The sequence below is a fragment of the Streptantibioticus ferralitis genome, from assembly GCF_029223525.1.
In the GTDB taxonomy this organism is placed as follows: Bacteria; Actinomycetota; Actinomycetes; order Streptomycetales; family Streptomycetaceae; genus Streptantibioticus_A; species Streptantibioticus_A ferralitis.
In genome coordinates, this window is record NZ_JARHTQ010000007.1 from 183041 (window position 1) to 202023 (window position 18983).

General features: G+C 69.6%; 15 protein-coding genes and 1 pseudogene. 6 read left to right on the plus strand and 10 right to left on the minus strand.

Translation table 11 applies throughout. The annotated features are described in order from the left end of the window. Nucleotides 1-5: 5 nt before the first annotated feature. Both dnaK and P2L57_RS13635 read right to left on the minus strand, forming a co-directional pair. Nucleotides 6-1901: a molecular chaperone DnaK gene (dnaK, locus tag P2L57_RS13630; RefSeq protein ID WP_275813452.1), complete on the minus strand. Its 1896-nt coding sequence runs from the start codon at nucleotides 1899-1901 to the stop codon at nucleotides 6-8. A 281-nt stretch (nucleotides 1902-2182) separates the two neighbouring features. Further along, entirely contained in the window at nucleotides 2183-3007 is an 825-nt protein-coding gene (locus tag P2L57_RS13635; RefSeq protein WP_275813454.1) for an LLM class F420-dependent oxidoreductase, read from the minus strand. Between the two features lie 429 nt (nucleotides 3008-3436). Between P2L57_RS13635 and P2L57_RS13640 the strand changes: the two genes are divergently transcribed. Then, a complete protein-coding gene (locus tag P2L57_RS13640; protein WP_275813457.1) occupies nucleotides 3437-5137 on the plus strand; it encodes a PucR family transcriptional regulator in 1701 nt (566 codons plus the stop codon). 14 nt (nucleotides 5138-5151) lie between these two features. Here P2L57_RS13640 and P2L57_RS13645 read toward each other — a convergent pair. After that, nucleotides 5152-5352 (minus strand): annotated as a pseudogene (locus P2L57_RS13645) (alpha/beta fold hydrolase); the annotation flags it as partial. Nucleotides 5353-5565: 213 nt separating this feature from the next. Here P2L57_RS13645 and P2L57_RS13650 point away from each other — a divergent pair. Both P2L57_RS13650 and P2L57_RS13655 read left to right on the plus strand, forming a co-directional pair. Next, nucleotides 5566-6156 (plus strand): GNAT family N-acetyltransferase, encoded by a 591-nt coding sequence (locus P2L57_RS13650; protein ID WP_308292471.1) that lies wholly within the window; start codon nucleotides 5566-5568, stop codon nucleotides 6154-6156. A gap of 112 nt (nucleotides 6157-6268) precedes the next feature. Then, on the plus strand, nucleotides 6269-6547 hold the full coding sequence (locus P2L57_RS13655; RefSeq protein ID WP_275813463.1) for a hypothetical protein: 279 nt from the start codon (nucleotides 6269-6271) through the stop codon (nucleotides 6545-6547). 38 nt (nucleotides 6548-6585) lie between these two features. Here P2L57_RS13655 and P2L57_RS13660 read toward each other — a convergent pair whose 3' ends face one another. The 6 genes from P2L57_RS13660 to P2L57_RS13685 form a co-directional block, all read right to left on the minus strand. After that, nucleotides 6586-8049, minus strand: coding sequence for a sensor histidine kinase (locus P2L57_RS13660; protein WP_275813466.1), 1464 nt, complete (start codon nucleotides 8047-8049; stop codon nucleotides 6586-6588). A gap of 10 nt (nucleotides 8050-8059) precedes the next feature. Further along, the gene (locus P2L57_RS13665; RefSeq protein WP_275813469.1) at nucleotides 8060-8764 is read right to left on the minus strand and encodes a response regulator transcription factor; all 705 of its coding nucleotides are present in this window, start codon (nucleotides 8762-8764) and stop codon (nucleotides 8060-8062) included. 108 nt (nucleotides 8765-8872) lie between these two features. Then, nucleotides 8873-10180 (minus strand): MFS transporter, encoded by a 1308-nt coding sequence (locus P2L57_RS13670; RefSeq protein ID WP_275813472.1) that lies wholly within the window; start codon nucleotides 10178-10180, stop codon nucleotides 8873-8875. After that, nucleotides 10161-11405: a type III PLP-dependent enzyme gene (locus P2L57_RS13675; RefSeq protein ID WP_275813475.1), complete on the minus strand. Its 1245-nt coding sequence runs from the start codon at nucleotides 11403-11405 to the stop codon at nucleotides 10161-10163. Before P2L57_RS13675 ends, P2L57_RS13670 begins: the two co-directional genes overlap by 20 nt. Nucleotides 11406-11413: 8 nt before the next feature. Beyond that, a complete protein-coding gene (locus P2L57_RS13680; RefSeq protein WP_275813478.1) occupies nucleotides 11414-13105 on the minus strand; it encodes an IucA/IucC family protein in 1692 nt (563 codons plus the stop codon). Further along, nucleotides 13102-14754, minus strand: coding sequence for an IucA/IucC family protein (locus P2L57_RS13685; protein ID WP_275813481.1), 1653 nt, complete (start codon nucleotides 14752-14754; stop codon nucleotides 13102-13104). The genes P2L57_RS13680 and P2L57_RS13685 overlap by 4 nt, the downstream gene beginning before the upstream one ends. Before the next feature lie 231 nt (nucleotides 14755-14985). Between P2L57_RS13685 and P2L57_RS13690 the strand changes: the two genes are divergently transcribed. After that, nucleotides 14986-15906, plus strand: a complete 921-nt coding sequence (locus P2L57_RS13690) for a DUF6891 domain-containing protein (RefSeq protein ID WP_275813484.1) — start codon at nucleotides 14986-14988, stop codon at nucleotides 15904-15906. 68 nt (nucleotides 15907-15974) lie between these two features. On the opposite strand, the gene P2L57_RS13695 is transcribed toward P2L57_RS13690, so the two are convergent. Beyond that, nucleotides 15975-16622, minus strand: coding sequence for a hypothetical protein (locus P2L57_RS13695; RefSeq protein WP_275813487.1), 648 nt, complete (start codon nucleotides 16620-16622; stop codon nucleotides 15975-15977). A 275-nt stretch (nucleotides 16623-16897) separates the two neighbouring features. On the opposite strand from P2L57_RS13695, the gene P2L57_RS13700 reads away from it, so the two are divergent. Beyond that, a complete protein-coding gene (locus P2L57_RS13700; protein ID WP_275813490.1) occupies nucleotides 16898-17833 on the plus strand; it encodes an LLM class F420-dependent oxidoreductase in 936 nt (311 codons plus the stop codon). Between the two features lie 193 nt (nucleotides 17834-18026). Beyond that, nucleotides 18027-18779, plus strand: coding sequence for an SAM-dependent methyltransferase (locus tag P2L57_RS13705; protein ID WP_275813493.1), 753 nt, complete (start codon nucleotides 18027-18029; stop codon nucleotides 18777-18779). The last annotated feature ends 204 nt before the right edge of the window (nucleotides 18780-18983 follow it).

The following is an 18983-nucleotide window of genomic DNA, read 5'->3' on the forward strand; positions in this document are numbered from 1 at the left end:
TTGCCTCATCCCCGGTCGAACTCGGCGTCGATGACCTCTTCGTCGGGCCCCTCACCGGTGGCCGGTCCGCCCTCCGCCGCCGGACCGCCGCCTGCTGGCGGTGTGCCGGGCTGGCGGCCGGCGAGGCCGTGGTAGATCTGCTGCAGTTCGGAGGTGAGGCCGCGGACCCGGTCCAGTGGCGCTTCCTCCTTGACGGCTTGACGGGCCTCGGCGACCAGAATGTCGGCGCGCGACTTCTCGTGTTGCGGGACCGAGTCGCCCAGTTCACTGAGACGCCGCTCCACCTGGTAGGCGATGGCGTCGAGTTCGTTGCGGGCGTCCACCGCCTGGCGCAGGGACTGGTCCTCGGCGCGGTTGCGTTCGGCCTCGGCGACCATCCGCTCGACGTCGCCGCGGTCCAGGTTGGAGCTCTCGCTGACGGTGATCCCCTGCTCGGCGCCGGTGTCCTTGTCCTTGGCACTGACGTTGAGGATGCCGTTGGCGTCCACGTCGAAGGTCACGTCGATCTGCGGCTCACCGCGCGGCGCCGGGCGGATGTTCTCCAGCCGGAAGCGGCCCAGAACCCGGTTGTCCGCGGCTCGTTCGCGCTCGCCCTGCAGCACCACCACGTCGACCGCGGGCTGGTTGTCCTCCGCCGTGGAGAACGTCTCGGCGCGCCGGACCGGGATGGTCGTGTTCCGCTCGATGATCTTCGTCATGACACCGCCGCGCGTCTCCACACCGAGGGACAGCGGGGTCACGTCGAGCAGCAGTACGTCCTTGACTTCGCCCTTGAGCACTCCGGCCTGGATGGCCGCGCCGATCGCCACCACCTCGTCCGGGTTGACGCTCATGTTCGGTTCCTTGCCGCCGGTGAGCTTGCGCACCAGCGCCTGCACCGCCGGGATCCGGGTCGAGCCGCCGACGAGGATGACCTCGTCGATGTCGTTCTCGGTCACCTTGGCGTCGCTCATCGCCTGACGTACCGGGTCCAGGCAGCGTTCCACCAGGTCGGCGGTGATCTGCTCGAACGTGGAGCGCCGGATCGTCTCGGTGAGGTGCTTCGGGCCGGAGGCGTCCGCCGTGATGAACGGCAGGTTGACCTGGGTCTGGGTGACCGAGCTGAGCTCGACCTTGGCCTTCTCGGCCGCTTCGAACAGCCGCTGCAGCGCCTGCGGGTCGCCGCGCAGGTCGATCCCGTTCTCCCGCTGGAAGGCGTCCGCCAGGTAGTCCACCAGCCGCCGGTCGAAGTCGTCGCCACCCAGGTGGGTGTCACCGGCCGTCGACCGGACCTCCACCACACCGTCGCCCACATCCAGCAGGCTGACGTCGAAGGTGCCGCCGCCGAGGTCGAAGACCAGCACCGTCTCATGGACCTTCTTGTCCAGCCCGTACGCCAGTGCCGCCGCGGTCGGCTCGTTGATGATGCGCAGCACCTCAAGGCCGGCGATCTTCCCGGCGTCCTTGGTGGCCGTGCGCTGGGCGTCGTTGAAGTACGCGGGCACGGTGATGACCGCTTCGGTGACCCTTTCGCCCAGGGTCTTGCCAGCGTCCTCGGCGAGCTTGCGCAACACCAGGGCGCTGATCTCCTCCGGCGCGTACTGCTTGCCGCGCACCTCGAAGCGGGCTTCCCCGTTCGGTCCCTCGACGATGTCGACGCCCACGGCTTTGGCCTCGTCGGCCACCTCGTCGAAGCGTCGGCCGATGAAGCGCTTCGCCGAATAGATCGTGCCCTTGGGGTTGAGGATCGCCTGCCGTCGGGCGAGCTGCCCCACCAGGCGTTCCCCGGTGTCCGTGAACGCGACCACGGAGGGCGTCGTGCGCGAACCCTCGGAATTGGGGATGACCGACGCCTCACCGCCTTCCCAAGCGGCGATCACCGAATTCGTGGTACCCAGATCGATCCCGACTGCCTTGGCCATCTGGCACTCCTAGATCGTTGCTCCCCCCTGGGGACGGCGCGATCCATCGGGTCGGGTTCTCATCGCACCTTCTGCCAGCGTGCGCGGGCGGGTAGCCGCTGACATGGCCCCGAGGGGACGAATTACGTCCTCCGTACCGACCTGCCAGGTCGAGGCGGAGCGCTGACCTGCCGCTTTCCGGTACTCGTACCGGGGTTGCCCCAGGTAGTGGCGAGGTCGGATCCGCCCCGACGGCCTGCCCGGCTCCCGCCCGGGATCGGGGCAGTTCGCTGCTCGGCCGCTCAGCGGAACCGGGCGGTGACCGCGGAGAATCGGTCCAGCTGCGCCAGCGACTCCCGCTCCGGCATCGTCTCCAGGTTGAGCAGCACCCGGTCCACCCCCACCTTGCGGAAGCCCTCCAGCAACTCGGGATCCGCGGGCGTGTAGGCCATCGTCACCGTCACATCACGGTGTGCCATGCCGTGCAGCCGCTCCATCCGCCGGCGGAGCTCCTCCGGAGGCATCACGTTGGCGATCCAGGCGTCGCCGAGCTCCGCGATCCGGGGGAACGCGGCCTCGCCTCCTCCCACGTAGATGGGCGGGTGTGGGCGCTGTACCGGCTTGGGCCAGCTGTACACCGGGTCGAAGTCCACGAACTCCCCGTGGAACTCGGCCTTCTCCTTGGTCCACAGCTCCCGGATGGCGCGCAGCCGCTCGTTGACCAGTCGGCCGCGAACGGCCGGATCGGTGCCGTGGTTCTCGATCTCCTCACGCAGCCAGCCCACGCCCACGCCGAAGATGGCCCGGCCGCCCGAGACCAGGTCAAGGGAGGCGACCTCCTTCGCCGTGATGATCGGATCCCGCTGCACCACCAGGGTGATGCCGGTGCCGAGGAGCAGCCGTTCGGTGACCACCGCCGCGGCGGTCAGCGCGACGAAAGGGTCCAGGGTGCGGTAGTACTTCTCCGGCATCTCCCCGCCGAAGGGGTACGGCGTACGGCGCTCCACCGGGATGTGCGTGTGCTCGGCGATGAACAGCGAGTCGAATCCGCGCTCCTCCACGGCCGGCCCCAGTACGGTCGGCGTGACGCCCTGGTCGGTGACGAAGGTCGAGATCCCGAACTTCATGGCAACTCCTCGGCTCGATGGTGGGACGCGTTGGCCCGCGGCCGTTGCGGCGCCGGGCACTCGGCCGCGTCCGTCTCGCAACGATCATCAGGCCCGCGGGCACTCGGGCACCCGCGGCACGCCCCGCGCCGGTCGTCCGCGGCAACCTCTCTTGCCGGAAGTGTTCGGCGCGGGCGACCCGGGCGACACGGCAGGATCTCCTGTCTTGTGTCAGCCTGCTCTTGTGTCAGCCTGCCGGGGCGGGTATCCCAGGACATGGGCCTGGGGGGACGAATTGCATGCATCGACTCACCCCCGCAGGCCGAGGGCTCCTGTCTGACCTGTGCTTTCCGGTGGCGCGGGGGAAGCCCCGATCGGCCTGCGGTGCGGAGTCCGCACGGGCCCAGCGGCCCGCGCGGACACGGCGGCGGTCTTCGGGAAGGAGGCGGCATGGATGCCATCCCGGTGAAGGGGGCGCCGCCGGACATGCGGACCCAGAAGTGTCTGGGGAGGATGGCCAGCCTCTGCGAGCTGACTACCACGATGTTCGACAGCCGGGACGAGAACGACGTCCTGAAGCTTGCCGCCTCCTGGATCGCCTCGCTGGGAAGCTCGCTGACCGCTGTGGGGTACTTGCAGCGCGATGGGCGGCTGCTGCGCGGTGGGACCTCCGCGCCTGAGCCCGAGGACCGGGCCATGGATTCCCGGGTGCGGGCGCTGAGCGGCAAGGACACCGCGCTCGACCTGCCGGGATTCGCCTGGGCCTGGGCCCTGGCGCTGACGCACCGGAGCGCCTGCCTCGGCTACCTCGTCGTCAGGTCGCCCGCGACCCCGGCCGATGACGAGACGTACCTCGCCACCCTCCTGGCACGTCAGACGGCCGCCGCTCTGGATCATGTCCAGGCAGGTGAAGGCCAGCGCGAGCGCGTGCGGCAGCTGCGCCTGCTCAACCACGGCGTGACCGCGGTCAACGAGTGCCTGCGGACCGAGGTGGCCGAGCTCCAGCGCCGCATGGTGATAGCCGAGGTGCTGAACCGGGTCTCGTTCTCCGGAGAGGGCGAGCAGGGCATCGTTCGGGCGCTGCACGAGCTGACGGGCTTCCCCGCACTGGCCGAGGATCGCTTCGGCAATCTGCGGGCCTGGGCCGGCCCCGACGGCTCGGAGCGGCCCGCCGCAATGGCCCCCGGGCACAGGGCGGCGGTGCTGCGGCGCGCCGAGCGCGAGCGCAGGCCGGTGCGCGACGGGGACCTGCTGGTCCGCGTGGTGCGACCGCACGGCGAGGTGCTGGGCGTACTCGTACTGGCCGACCCGGAGCACCAGGTGGGGGAGACCGAGACGTTCGCGTTGGACCAGGCCGCCACGGTACTCGCCCTCGAACTCTCCCATGAGCGCGGCCTGGCAGACGCTGACCTGCGCATGCAGTGCGACCTGGTCGAGGACCTGGTGACCGGCACGGATGAGCAAAGTGCGTTCGCCCGGTCCGAAGCGGTCGGCCACAACCTGCACGGTTCCCACCATGTGGTGGTCGTCAAGTGGACGGGGCCCTGGGGCGACGGAACGGTCACCGTGGCGGTCGGGCGGGCCGCCGCGGCAAGTCGGCTCGACTTCCTGCTGGGGCGCCGGTCAGGGGCGGCGATCCTCATCGTTCGAGGGCCGGCCGTCGGGGACGAGTTCTACGACGAGGTGTCAAGGGAACTCGGCTCCGCGGACGGTGTGATCGGGGTCGGAGGCCAGTGCGATGCTCCGTCCGACTTCTCGCACTCCTATCAGGAGGCACTGCGAGCCCTGGAGATCCGGCAGAATTCCCTTGACCCCCATGGCTTGATCGCATTCGACCGGCTCGGTCTCTACCGGGTGCTGCGCACCAGCGATCACGACGCGCACACCGAGCAGTTCGTGCGCGAGTGGCTTGGCCCCCTCATCGACTACGACCAGGCGCACCACGGCGAACTCGTCGCGACGCTCACCGCCTATCTGGAGAACAGCAGCTACGACGCCACCGCGGCGATGCTGGCGATCCATCGCAGCACGCTCCGGTATCGGCTTCGTCGCATCCGGGAGATCTCCGGACTTGACATCACCGATGTCGAAGTCCGGCTCAATCTGCATGTGGCGGCCCGCATCTGGAACGTGATCACCAGACCGCTCTGAGATGGCGTGGAGTCGGACAAGCCGAAGCCGGGATAGTCCGGGGCGACGACGTGGTAGCGGTCGGCCAGCGCGGGGATGAGGTTGCGGAACATGTGCGAGCTTGCGGGCGTCCCGTGCAGCAACACCGACGGCGGTGTGCCCGGATGACCGGCCTCGCGGTAGAAGAGCCGGTGGCCGCCGACGTCGAGGAAGCGGTGGTGGACGAGCATCGTCATGTCCAACTCCCCTGGTTCCGACTGCTGCGGTGGGAACTGATAGTCAGACGCTGGCCTCCGTATCCAACTTCCGCCCTGGTTCAGGTGGCGCGCGATAAAGGAGATGCCTCGCCTGACGCCCGTGACGTAATGTGCGCTCCCGGCAGGTGTCTCTTACCTCGGGAGGGCTTGATGGTTCCGGAACTTGTCAGGACGTGGGTGTCCGGTTGGGTCGTGTCACGGCGCAGGCCCGCTCCGGTCGAGAAGCCCTGGGGGCTGTATGTCGAGGTGGGCAGGCCTGACCAGGTGGGGCGGCACGTACTTCCGGACGCAGTCGAGACCGCGGTGCGTCAGGCCGCCGCCTCGGTGACCGTGCCCTGCACCTGGCTCAAGGTGCCGATGGAGCCTGAGGAGACAGCGGCGTGGCTTCCCCCGGGCTGGGTGGTGGACATGGACGAGGCGGGCCATCTGATGGCCGCGGAACTGCGGGCCACGGACCCGGTGCCGCCCGGGGGTTACACCCCGTCAGTGCAGACCCGCGACCGCGTCGTCTACGTCCGGGTGCACGATGCGGCGGGCGAGCTCGCGGCGAAGGGGCAGATGGCACTCCTCGGGCAGGCAACGGTCGTTGACTGCGTCACGACCGAAGCGGCCCACCGACGCCGCGGCCTGGGTGCCTTCGTGATGCGCACCCTCGCCGACCACGCCGTGGCCGAGGGCGCGACTCTCGGTGTCCTCGGTGCGACCGACGAGGGGCGCGCGCTGTACGAGACGTTGGGCTGGAAGGCGCATGCTCCGCTGGCGGCGTGCATCTACCGGCCCTGAGCCGTACTGATCGGGACCGGCACCCGGCCTCGCGGGTAGGCACCGAGCGGCTCACCAGCATTGGGGGGAAAGGGAGTTGTCGTCGGGGAAGCCGCGTACCAGCATGGTGCCCATGGCTGACGATCTTTGCGAGAACACGTTCCTGCCCCCTGACCAGTGCGACCACTGCCGCATGGCCGCTTCAGGGTTGTCCGCGCAGGTCCATACCACCAAGGGCGGCAGCGTGTACCACCGCACCCCGAACTGCGCGGGGCTCAAGGACGGGCAGGCGTACGCCCGGCGGATGCGGCAGGAGATCCACGACGTGAACGCTGTCCCGCGCAGCGATGCGCGGGCCCGGCTCGGACCCTGCGAGGTGTGCCGCCCCGACCTGCCGCCCACCACCAGTTAGCCGGGTGGCGCCGTCGTACAGCAGCGGCGGCCCACCGGTCACTTCACGGCGGGGATCGTCGGGCCGCCGGGGGTGGGGGGAAAGGTTCGGTGCCGGTGGCGTCGGTCCGGTGTGATGGGGCGAAGGCGGATGACGGCGTCGAGGCCGCCGCCCGGGGCGGGGCGCAGGTCGATGTCGCCGCCGCACGCGTGCGCCAACTGCTGGGCGATCGCCAGGCCCAGTCCCATACCGTCGGAACCGGCGTTGGGGGAGCGCCAGAAGCGGTCGAAGGCGTGCGCGCGTTCGACATCGGTCATCCCCGGCCCCTGGTCGGTCACATGGAGCTCGACGCGCGGCTCGCCGTCGACCCCGCGCCCCGGGGCGAGAGCGCGGGACAGGGTGACGGTACTGCTGGGCGGGGCTGCTCGTAGCGCGTTGGCGAGGAGGTTGTCGACGATCTGCTCCAGTGCGCCGGGCACCGCCCAGACCTGGCCGACGCGGTGGCCGGTCAGGCTGATGGCGATGTCCCGGTCGGCGGCGAAGGCGGCCCAGGTGCGTGCCCTGTCGTCGAGGATCGCATCGGGGTCCACGGGCTCCGGGGTCGTCTCCGCGCTCTCGGCGCGTGCGAGGGCGAGGAGCCCCTGCACCATCCGGACCAGCCGGTCGATCTCGGAGAGGGCATGGTCGAGATTGTGCTGGGCGCGGGGGTGGAGGTCGGGTTCGAGGTTCTCCAGTCGCAGTCGCAGGGCCGTCAGCGGTGTCTTCAGCTGATGAGAGGCGTCCGCGGCGAACCGGTGCTGGGCACGCAGCAGGTGTTGCAGCCGCCCGGCCGTACGGGTGAACGAGTCGGCCAGCCGCCGCAGTTCGGGAGGACCGAGGTCCGTGGCCGGCGGTTCGGTCAGGGAACCGTCGGCGAGTTGGGTGGTGGCGCGTTCCAGTTCGCGTACCGGACGGGTGATCCAGCGGGCGAGGGCGAGCCCTATCACGGTCATGGCACCGAGCACACACAGCCCGCAGACGGCCAGTACGGTCCACGCGGTACGGATACGGGCGACCGTGTCGGCGGTGGGTGCGGTCAGCCGCACCGCGCCGCGCATCAGGGGGCCGGATGCCGCGGGGGCGGTGGCGTAGTAGGCGTCCCCGTGCAGCACGGGGTCGTTCATGGTGCCGTGCGCACGCTCGTCGTGCAGTGCGCTGACGATGTCGGGGGCGCGCGCGAGGCTGCGCCCGGTGCTGACCGCTCCCGGGGAGGAGTCGGCGAGCACGTTGCCGCTGCGGTCGACGACGGTCACATGTGCGTTGGAACGCCGGGTGTAGCTGCTGATGACCGCGGGCAGTTCGTGGGTGTCCCCGGTCTCGATGTCCTCTTCGACGAGTCCGGCGAGCACCACCGCGTCCCGTTCCAGCGCGGTGGACAGCGTGGAGGTCGCACTGTGCGCGTAGACGATCGCGAACGGGACCTCCAAAGCGAGCAGGACAAGCAGCGCCAGGGTCAGGTAGCTGAGCAGCAGGCGTCTGACCATGGGCGCGGGATCACTGTCGGGCCGCGCCGTTGGGCACGGTGAGGCGGAAGCCGACTCCCCGGACGGTCTCGATCCAGGCCGGGCGGTCCAGCTTGCGGCGCAGCGCTGCGATGTGTACGTCGAGGGTCCTGGTCGGGCCGAAGAAGTGCGGGTCCCATACCTTGTCCAGGATGTGCTGACGCGAGTACACGGCGCCGGGGTCTTCGGCGAGCATGGCGAGCAGGTCGAATTCCTTCGGGGCCAGCGGGATGTGCCGTTCACCGATGCGGACCTGTCTGGTCCGCCGGTCGATGACCACGTCTCCGACGTGTTGCGGTGCCCTGTCCGCCCCTGGTGCCGCCGTGTCGCTGGGCGGCGCGGCGGCGGGGCGGGTGCGGCGCGCGACGGCGCGGATCCGGGCCACCAACTCCCGGAGGCCGAAGGGCTTGGACAGGTAGTCGTCGGCGCCGAGTTCGAGTCCGACCACGCGGTCGGTCTCGTCGTCGCGAGCGGTGATCATGATGATGGGTACGTCGGACCGGCTGCGCAGTGCCCGACAGACGTCGATGCCGTCCATGTCGGGGAGTCCGAGATCCAACAGGACCATGTCCGTGGGGGCGGCGGTCAGGGCGCACGTGCCCGTGGCGACTCTGTTGACCGCGAAGCCGTAGCGGCCCAGACCTTCGGTCAGCGGCTCGGCGATTGTGTCGTCGTCCTCGATGAGCAGCACCCGCACAGGGGCAGAATCACACATATCGGAAGTTGGCTGGGACGGAGTCACGAAAGCCTCCCCCTTTCGGGTGAACGCCGAGCCGCCTGGCCGGCCGACGTGCCAGCGCCCTAGTCATCGCTGTCCGGTGGCGGAACGCGGGGCAGGGTCGGCGGACGCCGCGGGCCGCACCATGAGGAGCCCGGGCACGGCTGAGAGCCGGATGACGGCCGTGGCCATCAGGCAGGCCAGGCCGCTGAGGACCAGGCTGTAGCGGGCGCCGAGGGTTTCCGCGACCCAGCCGACGAGCGGAGCGCCTACCGGCGTGCCGCCGAGAAGAACGAGGAAGTAGACGGCGAGCACGCGCCCGCGCATCCCGGGATCGGAGTTGAGTTGCACCATGGCGTTGGCCGTGGTGGTCACCAGGACGGCGGCGATGCCGGTCGCCACCAGCAGGACCGCGAACGCGATGGGAGAGGGCATGAGGCCGACCGCGGCCTCAAGCACCCCGAACACGGCAGCCGCGCCGAGGAGTTGACGCAGGGTGGGCGGCCGGGCTCGGTCCGCGCTGCGGAGCGCGCCGAGGAGGCTGCCCGCGGCGTAGGCCGAGGACAGGGAGCCGAAGGCCGCCGCTCCGGAATGGAAGACCGTGGTGGCCATGAGGCAGATCGTCACCTGGAAGTTGAGGCCCAGGGTGCCGATGACACCGGCAAGCGTGATCGGCAGCAGCAGACCCGGGGTGCACCTGATGTGCCGCAGGGCGTCGGCCAGACGCACACCGTGAGGTGCGGGGGGAGGTGGCGGGTGGAGTTCGCTGGTACGCAGGGTGAGCAGCGCGGCCAGCACCGCCAGGTAGGAGGCGGCGTTCAGGAAGAAGACCGGTCCGGTGCCCACGGAGGCGATGGCCAGGCCGGCGGCGGCCGGGCCGAGGAAGCGCGCGGCGTTGAACTGGGCCGCGTTCACACTTACCGCACTGGGCACCCGGTCGCGTCCGACCATGTCACCGATGAACGCGTTACGGGCGGGGCTGTCCACGGCGGTGGCGGCGCCGAGGGCCACGGCGAGGACGTAGACATGCCAGATGCGCACCGTGCCGTTGACCGTCAGGACACCGAGCAGGAGCGCTTGCAGCGCCATGAGGCTCTGGGCGAGCACCAGCAGCCGCTGCCGGTGGTAACGGTCGGCGATGACGCCGCCCCAGAGCCCGAAGAGGGTCTGCGGGACGAACTGCAGGGCGGTGACGACGCCGACCGCGGTGCCGCTGTGGTGGGTGAGCTGCAGCACCAGCCAGTCCTGGGCCGCCCGATGCATCCACATGCCCACGTTGGACACCAACTGCCCGATCACATAGCGGCGGAAGTTGCGGTTGCCCAGGGTGCGCAGCGCCTGCCGGCCGGGCCGTGGCGACCTGGCCCGGGACTGCTCAGCAGCTGTGCCGGACAAGGCGGCCTCCTGCGCCGTCCGTTGTCTTCCGGACGTCTTCGACGGCGGCCAGGCTCGTTGGCGGCCGCTCGTCGTCCAGGTAGGAGAAGCGCGGCTCCGGGTGCATGAGGAAGCCATGGTGGGAGATGTTCCATGCGTACGCCCCCGCCATCGCGAACGCCACCCGGTCGCCGGCGCGCAGCCGGTTCACCGGGATCTGTCGGGCCAGGACGTCCTTGGGTGTGCACAGTTGCCCGACCAGCGTCGCCGGCTCCCGATGTGCCTCGCTCCTCGTCCATGGCCACGGCCAGGTGTCCGATGGGATGATCTCGAAGGGCTGGTCGTGCCCCTTGGCGGCCGGGGTGCGCAGGTGGTGGGTGCCTCCGCGCAGCACGGCGAACGCCTCGCCGCGGCTTCGTTTGACGTCCAGCACCTGTGTGACGTACCAGCCGCAGTACGCGCTGATGGATCGGCCGGGTTCGATGCGTACCGTCAGTGCGGGGTGGTCGGCAAGGACACGGCGTAGGCCGGTGCCGAACGCCGACCAGTCGAAGATGCGTTCTGGTTCGGTGTAGTCGACACCCATGCCGCCCCCGACGTTGACCTCGCTCAGGTTCAGCTGGTGTTCTCCCGCCCAGCGGTCTGCCCAGGCGATGACCTGTTCGACGAGGGCAAGTTGGTCGGGCGCGTCAAGGCCGCTGGCCAAATGGGCGTGGATGCCGCGCAGCCGGATCCTCGGGTGTGTGGCGAGCAGCCGCAGGCAGCCATCCAGGTGGGCGGGGTCCATGCCGAACGGACTGGGCCAACCGCCCATCACCAGCGGCAACTGGCCCAGCGAGAACGGAAGGTTGACCCGCAGGAGCACGTCCACGGTGCGTTCGCCGACGAGTTCCGTCAGGATGCGCAGTTCGTGTTCGCTTTCCAGATGCAGGCGCTCAACGCCCTCGTCCAGCGCCTGAGCCAGCTCGACAGCGGACTTGCCCGGCCCGCCGAACGCGATTGAGGCCTTCGGGAGCAGTTGGCGGACATGGCGCAGTTCGCCCGCGGAGGCCACCTCGAACCCATCGACATGCTCGCCCAGCACGTGCAGCAGCCTGGGGTCGGAGTTCGCCTTGGCCGCGTAGAACAGATCCACCCGATCGGGTAGTAGGGCCCGGATGGCACGGCTGTGTCTGCGCAGCGCCGCCAGGTCATAGACATAGGCGGGAAGTTCGGCATCGGCCAGCCCTCTCAGGTGGCGCAGCATACCCGGCCTCACAGTGCTGCCTCCTGCGGGAAGTCGGCGGCGAGCGGGCTGGGCAGCGGTACGTAGGTCGCATGCCGGTCCGCCTTGCGTGCCCAGCGAAGCAGGAGATTGGCCTTGGCAGGCAGCGGCACGCCGGAGAGCAGGGCCCGCAGCCGCGCCGGGTCGCCCTCGGCACGCGCGAAGCGGTCGAGGTGGTCGCGGACGAGCCCCCACAGGGCCGGCTCCAGGGCCGGGTTCAAGTCGGCGAGCGCGCACAGCACTTCGGCGACATGGTTGACCAGCAGGCAGTAGATCACCCGGTCCCAGCCGCGCTCGGCGCTGTAGCTGAGCGGTCCGCGCACCTCCTCGTCCAACGCGGCCAGGGCCTCCCGGTGGTGGTCCGGAACCAGCTTGGTTCCCTCCAGGTCACGGAAGATGACCTGGGCGGGCCACCCGTCACGCCGTACCCCGACGAGAACGTTCTGCAGATGGGGTTCCAGCACGACGCCGTGCTCGAAGTAGGCCGCGAGCGCCGGCGGCAGCAGGAGGCCCAGATAGGCGTCCCACCAGGCCAGCGGATCGGCGCCGGTACGGGCGAGCAGATGTGAGACATGCGCCGGGCTGGTCGGGTACTCGTCGGCGACCGCCGCACCCAGCAACGGGGTGACGCCGGGCAGCAGATGCGTACCCACGCCCTCCCGTACGATCACGCCGAAGCCTTCCAGCACGTCCCGGTCGTCCTGGCCGATTCCGAGGCCGAGACTGCGGTACCCGGGCTCGGCCAGCAGGGCGCAACCGGGGTACCGCGTCGCCAGCCTGGCGAAGATCGGCCGCACGATCCGGTTCAGGGCGACGGCCCCGGACAACTCGTAAGCGGCGTTCTTCCGGACACAGTTGGTGATCCGCACGTTCAAAGAGAACTTCAGGAACACATCAGTGTCGGGCTCGTACACCGTGCGCACCGAGGAGGTGGACACCACGGGCGGCCCACCAGAGCCGAGATCCACGACATCACCGCAGGCCAGTGCCGCCCGCAGCGCGGCGTTCTGCGACATCATCCGGTACTGCCAGGGATGGGCGGGCAGCACCCGGAACTCCGGTGCCGCCGAAGAACACAGCCGGTCCAGAGCGCTGTGGTCACCTTCCGCCCGCAGCAGATCAGCGCGGACGGCGAGGTAGTGCAGCGGAAACCGTGAGCGGGTCTCCGGCCCGTACACCAGCCAGTCGCGGGTGTCCCCCTCCCGGGCCTTGGGCGCGGGGTGGAAACGGTGTCCGTAGACCAGGGACTGCTCCGACGCGATGTACGAGCAGGATGGCGGTTCCTGGTTGCCGCGAGACTCCAGCACGGCGCGGACGGTCTCGTGGCTGGCCGCCACCTGGTCCAGGAACTCGTCGTTGTCCACGCCGGTGCGCAGGGCCAACTCGTCGCGGATCAAAGCGGCCAACTCGTCCCAGCGCAGGGCGACCCACACTTCGCCGTCCTGGCGCTCGGCCGGTGCGCCGAAGCGGTGCGCTCCGATCATCGAAACGCGGCGCAGTGGAACTCTCAGCAGGACACCGCACCGTGGCAGGCGTACCAGCAGGTGCTCGCCCGCGATGGTGACCTGCCGCTCGGGCGAAGAGACCTCGCGGATCAGACAGTTGAGCAGGGTGTGTGCGGTCACGGTGTCCGCGGCCTGCGCGGGCGCGCTGGACGGTGCTTCGACGGACGGGAGGTTCATCGGACGCGTCCCTCTCTGTCACGGAGGCAGGTTGTTGCGGCCAGTGGATTGGGAACTCGCACCCACTGGGCCCTTCCCGGGGTGTCGGCCAGCCGCATCGCCGTGGTCGCCTTCAGCGGAAGGGTGTCGCCGAAGAAGGCGTCCTCGTCTTCGCCGCCGGGCCGTAGACCGGCGTAGACCCGCCGTGCGACCCCGGCGACCGCGGCCCACAGCTCCTCGGGCTCGGCCCGATGTCCACGGGAGAACACCGCCACCAACTCACCGAAGACCCCGCTCAGCAGAGCGCCGAACAGCTTGGTGCGCAGCGGCTCGTCCTCCTCACAGGCCCGGTCGCCGACCAGCGGCGGCAGCTCGAAACCGTGCGCCGCCAGCCGCCGCCGGCTGACCCGTACACCGTCCAGGTCCCGGTACAGCACCCGCACCGGCCGCCCGTCACGCAGTACGACCAGTGTGTTCTGCCCGTGAGCCTCCAACGCGATCCCCATCGACAGCAGTGTCAGCGCGGGCGGCAACACCAACTCGGCGAACTCCACCAACCAGGTCACGGGGTCCCCTGCCGCCCAACTGGCATCGGTGTCGTAGACAGCGGTGATCGGTGCCGCGATCTCACCAGGGCCCACGAACCGCTCGCAGGACTCCCGCACCATCACGGCCAGACTCGGACAGGCCCGCCCGGCGATGCGTACCGCACCGCCACCCAGCTCGCGCAGGATGCCGAGGCAATCGCCGTAACCCGCCTTGTCGGTGACCGCCGCCACCAGGTCGGAGAGCAACGGACCGTCGGCGACCTCCGCGGGGGAGATGGTGCGCCGGTAGTTGGTGACCTGGACGTCCAACGCGGTCTTGATGTGATGGCCCGGCAGCGCCTCCAGGGGTGCCAGGGAACGCAGCGACAGCAGCGGACGGGCACCGATAGACCGGTCTGCCACCGTCAGGCCCGGGTACTGGGGCAGCACATGATCGCGCTGCCAGGGATGCAGCGGCACCAGCACCCTGTTGGCCTCCCGCAGCTCCTGTGGCCAGCTGCCCGCCTGCTGCCAGCAGTCAGCCGACACGGCCAGCAGCGCGAGGTCGACCACAGACCGGTGCTCCGGGGCGTAGGCGAGCACCTCCGCCACTGACAGCCCGGTGCGGGTACGGCAGCACGGATGTTGCGGATGACCATCGACCACCGCCTGCTCGGCATCGATGGAATCCCGCACCCAGCGCGGTGAACACCGGGCCGTGGCCCGGGCCAGGGCGAGGTTGACGACGCTGTTGTCCAGTTCGCCGGCCAACTGCCGTGCGCCCGGCGTACACAACTTCAACGTCGCGAGCAATCCCACCGGCTCCGTGATCGGCCCTGCGGGACCGTCCACCGCGAAGTCCGGCGGCACCTGAGCGAACCGCTCGGCACACGATGCCGCACCTTCAAGCCGTCCGCCGTCTTCCAAGGACACCGTCAGCGTGCCACCCTGACGGCCTGGCCTGCCGACACCCGGCAGGGGCTCGCGCGTGAACGCGCCCCACAATCTGCCGAGGACAGCTGCCCGCGCCCCTGCCAGCTCCGCGGAGAACGCCGCGGCCAGCTCAGGGCGCACCGTGCGCACCTCTTCGAGCACCGTGTCCCGTACATCCGACCGGTGTCCGTTTGGGGATCGATCTGCCACTGATGACATGGCAGCGACGCTATGCGGAGCCGGTTGAGCAATCGGTTAGCAAGGGGCCAGGGCACCGCCAGCACGAGACCAAGAATTCGCCGACCACTACGTGTCCGGGAACAGTCCCGCGCCCCCCACCATCGTTGGCCCGAGGTGCGACTGATGGTGCCGAAGGTTGGGCTCTTGTGTAGCGTCATGAGTTGGCGGTGACTGTCGGTGGCCTGTGCCAGAGTGGGCCGCATGCTTGCGATCACGGTGGAGACGGAGAACGGGCGGCGGCACATCCGGGCAACCGCCCAGGAACTCGCCGGACTTGTCCGCCGGATCGGTGCCGAGGACGACACGTTCCTGGTCGTCCAGCGGATACCCGATCTCCCCGATGTCTTCATCCAGGTGTGGCACGGGACGGGGGGCGACTACACGCTGGAGCACCGCGACGGCGGGCACGACCGGCACTTCCGGGTGATGCTCGACGGACCGGAGGCGGTGATCGAGGCGATGACCGGCTGGGCGCGCCTGGAACCCGGCTGGGACACCGGGCTGGACTGGGCACATCCGGAGCTGGGACCGGCCCCGGATCCGGTGCCCCCACTTGGGCTCGACGAGGACGACCGCGAGGAGCTCGAAGAGCGCCTCCGTGAGGTGCTCGAAGGCGGTTACGCCACGCGGGCCGAGCTGGCCGAGGTAGCGGAGGATTACCTGGTTTCGGGGGACGATCGGCCGGTCTCGACCGAGCAGGCGTGGCGGCTGGTCAACGAGATGTGGTTGGCGCGCGTCGCGGAACAGGCCGCCTGGGAGGGCGAGACGGATCCGGAGCGACTCGCTCGGGCCTTCACAGCACTGGAGACGGCTGGCATAACCGCCCGGGAGAACTTCGCCTGTTGCCGTGCCTGCGGTCAGTCGGAGATCGGCGGGGTGGGCTCACCGGACGCGCGTGGTTTCGTGTACTTCCACACCCAGTGCACGGATTCGGCCGCGGCCGGGTACGGACTGACGCTCCTGTACGGCGGGTTCGACGGTTCATCGGAGACCACGACGGCGATCGGACGGGAAGTCGTCGCGGCGCTTGCGGAGACCGGGCTGTCGGCGGAGTGGAACGGTGATCCCGGGCAGGCCATCACGGTCACGCCCCTGGAGTGGCGAAAACGGCTCGTCGGCTAGGACATCGCCAAGGGCCCCGGAGATCTCTCCGGGGCCCTTCCTGCTACGGGGATGTGGTTGCCGACCGCTTACTCGTCGTCGTCACTCGCCTTGTGGTGGTGACGCACCACGTGGTGATGGTGCGACCTGTGGTGGCGTGCCTTGTGGTGGCGGTGGTGTACGGATCCCTGCTGCTTCTTCTCCACCTTGCGGATCTGGACACTGCCGCCCTGCGACGTGACGTTCGCACGGTTGCTGTTGTTGGCGTTGCTGGTGCTGCTGCTGTCGTTGTAGACGATCACCGTCAGGGAGATCTGCTTGCTCGCCTGGCCGCTCTCGGCGAGTTCGATGCCCGCTCCGTGCTTGTCGTGCCACCCCTTCAGCCAGTGGCCGTGGTGCCTGTGGTGGTCGCGACGCAGCCAGTGCTCGTGGTGCCTGCGATGTCCGTGATGGCGGTGATGGCGAACGTGGTGCCGATGGTGCCTGGGGTATTCGCTGTCGTCATCACTGTCCCTGTTGATGGCCACCACCGCGCGGGTCTGGGCCTTCCCGGGGGCCGGAGTCGCGATGTGCGCGGACCTGATCGCGGCCGGAGCGGCGGGGGCGAATGTGGCCGCAGCGGATGCGGGCGTGCCGTGACGGAGCGAGGTGTGGCAGTGGGCGGATGCAACCGGGGCGGTCACGGCGAGGACGGTCGTCCCCGCGAGGGCCGCGGTCGCTATATGCGACAGACGCATACGAAACCTCCGTGGTTGGAGCGCAGCCCCTGGAGTCATTACGTGATGTGTTCACGTGGCTGCGCCGTGTTACCTCGACCGTAAGCGGGCTGCTTGCCGTTTTCCACGCGAGTGCGCCATCCGACTCATGCCACGGCCTTCGCCAGTCCGAAGGCCTTCCGCCTCTCGGGCGAAAGGGTGTTCGATCTGCGGCTGCTTGGTCACTGCCCGACCGCCGGGCACACTGATGGCGCGCAGCGGCTGCGCTCGGTGGGCTGTCAGGGGAGGATCCATCTATGGCACTACGGCTGGGTCTGGGATTGCCGCAGATGAAGCGGTACGACATGGCATGCGATGTCACGCAGGTGGCGCGTGCCGCGGAGCAGATCGGCTACGACAGCCTGTGGGTCTTCGAACGGGTGCTGTTCCCCGAGCGGCCGACACAGGGCCTGTACGGAGTTCCCGGACTGGCCTGGCCGGATGCCTATCGATCGGTGGCCGACCCGTTGGTGGTGTTGCCGCTGGCCGCCGCGGTGACCGAGCGGGCCCAGCTGGGCAGCAGCGTGCTGATCGCTCCGTTGCACGTACCGATCCAACTCGCCCGTACGCTCGCGACGTTGGACGCGGCCAGCAACGGCCGGGTGATGGCGGGGCTCGGCACGGGCTGGTCACATGATGAGTACGCGGCCGCGTCCATCGCACCGTTCGAGCAGCGCGGGGCGGTGCTGGACGAGATGCTCGATGTGTTCGCGGCGGTCTGGGGACCGCATCCGGTCTCGTACCAGGGAACTTGGACCGTGATCAACGAGGCCGAGGTCGGGCCGAAGCCCGCCCACCCGATCCCGGTGTATCTGGCGGCAACCAACCGGAAGGCACTGGACCGCGTGGCCCGCCGCGCCGACGGCTGGTTGCCCACAGGAGTCCCGGCTGAGCAACTGGCCGCCCAGTGGCGGCAACTGATGGAAATTGCCGCCTCGCACGGCCGCGACGCGGACGCGCTGAAGATGTGCGTACGGGCGAACGTGGAGCTCACCAAGGCTCCCGTGGACGACGGCAAGCGCCGACCGTTCGTGGGCACGGTCGAGCAGATCGTGCGGGACGTTGCCGCGCACGCGGACGCGGGCGCCCACGAGGTGCTGCTGGACCTGCAGGGCAACGCGCGCGACGCCAGGGAACTCACCGATCTGGCCGCCCGCGTCTACGCGGAGGTACGCGCGGCGGGGATCCAGTGAGCTGAGCCGGAGATCCGCTGGCAGCGGGGATGTTCTCGTTGCAGTGCCCGGACGGATCGGTCCACTTGGAAACCCCCGTGGTGTGGCGGACTTACGGTGGAGTTGACGGGTTGCCGGGGGCGGCAGTCCCCGCCTGGCAGGCACCCGCTGAAAAGCAGGTGTGCACGGCCTGTGCTGCTGTCAGGCTGCGCCGGTGAACCATGAACAGATCTCCAGGCTCGCCCATGCCGGTCACCCGATCGCTGCTCCGCTCGACGACGACTCGGTGCGCCGACTACTGGAACACGGCATCCCGCGCGGTGACGAGCGGGTACTCGACCTTGGCTGCGGCGGAGGGGAGTGGCTACTGCGCGCCCTGGCCACGCGTCCGCACCTGTGGGGCGAGGGCGTCGACATCAGCGAGGTGTCCCTGACGCGCGCCCGCGATGCGGCGAGCACCCTCGCCGTCGAGGAGCGGCTCGTTCTCCACCACCAGGACGCCATGGACTTCTCCTCCGCGCACTCGTTCGACCTGGTGCTCAGCGTTGGGGCCGCACACGCCTTCGGCGGCCTGCTCCCCACGCTCGCGGCGGCCCGCAAGCACCTCGCCCCTGGCGGCCGCGTCCTGATCGGAGACGGATTCTGGGAGCGCGAGCCCTCTCCGGCGGCCGTCGAGATGCTCGGGGACTTCGCCGACCTGCCCACCACCGTGGACCGCGTCGTCGCCGACGGATGGACACCCGTGTACGGGCATGTCAGCACCCGCCAGGAGCTGGACGATTACGAGTGGGCGTGGACGGGATCGCTGGCCTCATGGGCCCTGGACCACCCTGCCGATCCGGACAGTCCCCAGGGGCTCGCGGTGGCCACCACCCACCGCTCCGAATGGCTGCGCGGCTACCGGGACTCCTGGGGCTTCGTGTGCCTGGTGCTGCGTCAGACGTCAGACCAGCCAGCCGTCCGGTAATCCGACTTGCGGGGCGAGCGCGGTTGGGATCACCGCCCGGTCCGCCCGCGAGTGATGTGGGATCGGATTGGATCGCGCCCCAGTCACCACTTGATGGGGTGTCACTTTTTCAATCCTCATGGTGCTGTGAGCTGCGTCACGTCGCTGATGTGGTGTGCGCAACCCTCCGACTTCCACTGAGGTTCACACGAGTCGTCCATCGCG